This window comes from Labrenzia sp. 011, assembly GCF_003075075.1.
Taxonomy (GTDB): Bacteria; Pseudomonadota; Alphaproteobacteria; order Rhizobiales; family Stappiaceae; genus Roseibium.
This window is the reverse complement of record NZ_QCYM01000047.1, coordinates 1-2,562: the sequence shown is the minus strand read 5'-3', so window position 1 is coordinate 2,562 and position 2,562 is coordinate 1. Positions and strand designations below refer to the sequence as shown.

Genomic DNA, 2,562 nt, shown 5'->3' with positions numbered 1-2,562 from the left:
CCCTGAAGGTTTTTCGATGCGGGCCGCTGTGTGGCGGTTGCCGCGGAGCAGGCATCGGTCCGCGTTGACAAACCTCGGAAGGAGGAAGCCGCGGGGCCTTGGCGGGGGGTCTATGGGGAAAGAGGCACGCAGCGGGTTTCTATTGTGTTGTTGCACGCCGTTGGCATGAGCAAACGTGCAGGCCGGATGGTTTAGGACGGGTTGATCGGAAGCAGATCGGACAGTCTCTTTCTGTCAGTTTCGAAGATTTTACGGCGTTCAACGGCATTTGGCGCACACCGATGCGCTCCCGGAATGTAGTGTCTTTCCGGATGGGCTTTTGGCACTGTGGCGGACAGGTCGTCATGCTGCCTCCTGTCTTGGTGGTGCACGGGACCGGGGCTTATGGCCGCGTCGGAATATCTCGACGATGCGCATCGGGCCGCCGCAGTCCGGGCATGGCTCTCTCAGCGTGAGCGGAACGATCTCGGCGCTTGATGGCTGATCCTGTTTGACCGTTTCCGCTCCGAGCAGAGCGCGGATCTTTGCGACATTGGTCTTGCGGCCGGCGCTGGCCAGAAGACCGTAGTGGCGGATGCGGTGGAAGCCGTCGGGCAGCACGTGGATCAGGAAACGGCGGATGAACTCGCCGGTGGCCAGACGCATAACCTTCTGGCAGTTGCGACGCTTGAGCCGGTAGTCCTTCCAACGGAACGTGACCGTCCGGGCATCGGCGCTGATCAGGCGGCGGTTCGAGATGGCCACCCGGTGGGTGTAGCGGCTGAGATAGGCCAGCACGGCCTTTGGGCCGCCGAAGGGCGGTTTGGCGTAGACCACCCATTCGGCTCTGCGCAGGGGCGCGAGCCATGCCGTGAAGACGTCATCTTCGGCCAGCCCGGCCAGATCACCGAAGAAGACCAGATCACGCGCACGATGCAGCGCCATCAACCCCTGCAGAAACAGACGCCGGAACAATCGGGACAGGATCCTGACCGGCAGGAAGAAACCAGGACGGCAAGAGATCCATCGCGTGCCATCCGGAGATAGGCCTCCGCCGGGGACAATGATGTGGACATGCGGATGATGGGTGAGTGCCGAGCCCCATGTGTGCAGCACGCTGGTCATGCCGATGCGCGCGCCTAGATGCCGGGGATCGGCGGCGATGGTGGTCAAGGTCTCGGCAGAAGCGCGAAACAAAAGATCGTAGACCGTCTTCTCGTTCCAGTACGCAATCCGCGCGATCTCCGCCGGTAGCGTGAAGACCACGTGGAAATACTCCACTGGCAGCAAATCCTCGGCCCGGGCGGCCATCCAGTCCCGGGCTGCCGGTCCCTGGCATTTTGGGCAATGCCGGTTCTTGCAGGAATTGTAGGCGATATGCTGGTGGCCGCACTTGGCACAGGCCGCCACATGCCCGCCAAGGGCCTCTGTCCGACAGGTCTCGATTGCCGACATGACCTTGAGCTGGTTGAGGCTGACATGCCCGGCATTGGCCCGCCGCCACGCGGGACCATGAGCCCGGAAGATGTCCGCAATCTCCAGCTTTTGCCGGGACACCCCGAGCGGGTTATTCCGGTCCGCGCCTCAGCGTCTGATCCTGCAACTGCTTCAGCCGCTCGAAGGGACTGACCGTATCGCGGATCGTCCTGGTGGCGACATGCGTGTAGCGGGCCGTTGTGCTCAGCTTGGCATGGCCGAGCAGAACCTGGATCACCCGCACATCGGTATTCGCTTCCAACAGGTGGGTGGCAAAGCTGTGGCGGAGCGTATGCAACGTCGCGGGTTTGGCGATGCCCGCCATGTGCTTGGCCGAGGTGAAGGCCCGGTTCAACTGGCGCGGCGAGATCGGGTTGATCTTCGGTTTGCCCGGAAACAGCCAGCCCTGCGGCCGAGCCTCACGCCAATAATCGCGCAGAAGTTCCAGCAGACCAGGGGCCAGCATGGCCTTGCGATCCTTGCCGCCTTTGCCCTCTTCGACATGGATCAGCATCCGGTTGCTGTCGATGTCGCTGACCTTGAGATGGCAAACTTCCGAAGCCCGCAACCCGGCGCCGTAACTGATGCCTAGCGCCGCGCGATACTTCAGGCCTGGTCCGGGTACGGCAGCCATCAACTCCGCGACCTCTTCCACGCTCAGGACAATGGGCAGCGGCCGCGGCTTGCGCCGGAACTGCATGTGCCCCTTCATGTCCTCGCGCCCGCAGGTCGTGCCGAAAAAGAACCTGAGCGCGACGATCCGAACATTGAATGTCGAAGGCGACACCCCCGCATTCGTCATGTGCAATTGATAGCTGCGCAGCTCTTCCGGCGTCGCCGTGTCGGGTGGGCGTCCAAGGAAAGACGCAAAATCCTTGATGGCCCGGATATGGCTCTGCTGAGCCTTCTCGCCTATGCCACGGATACGCATGTCTTCGATCATACGCTCGCGCAGCGGCGTGGTTCTCTCCTCCGTCATGGGAACCTCCTGTCTGATGATTGAGAACACCCCAATCGTCAGACAGAACCGCCTATCCGCAAAACACGCCGTGAAGATCATCCCAATCGCCCGCCACGAGCACCATTGCCGCGCGAGCGGCTTAGTCC

At 62.3% G+C, this 2,562-nt stretch carries 2 protein-coding genes; both read right to left on the bottom strand.

The annotated features are described in order from the left end of the window. Positions 1-342: 342 nt before the first annotated feature. A complete protein-coding gene (locus DCO57_RS22105) occupies positions 343-1,536 on the bottom strand; it encodes an IS91 family transposase (protein ID WP_116701085.1) in 1,194 nt (397 codons plus the stop codon). Positions 1,537-1,546: 10 nt separating this feature from the next. Next, on the bottom strand, positions 1,547-2,434 hold the full coding sequence (locus DCO57_RS22100; protein WP_116701084.1) for a site-specific integrase: 888 nt from the start codon (positions 2,432-2,434) through the stop codon (positions 1,547-1,549). Positions 2,435-2,562 lie beyond the last annotated feature (128 nt).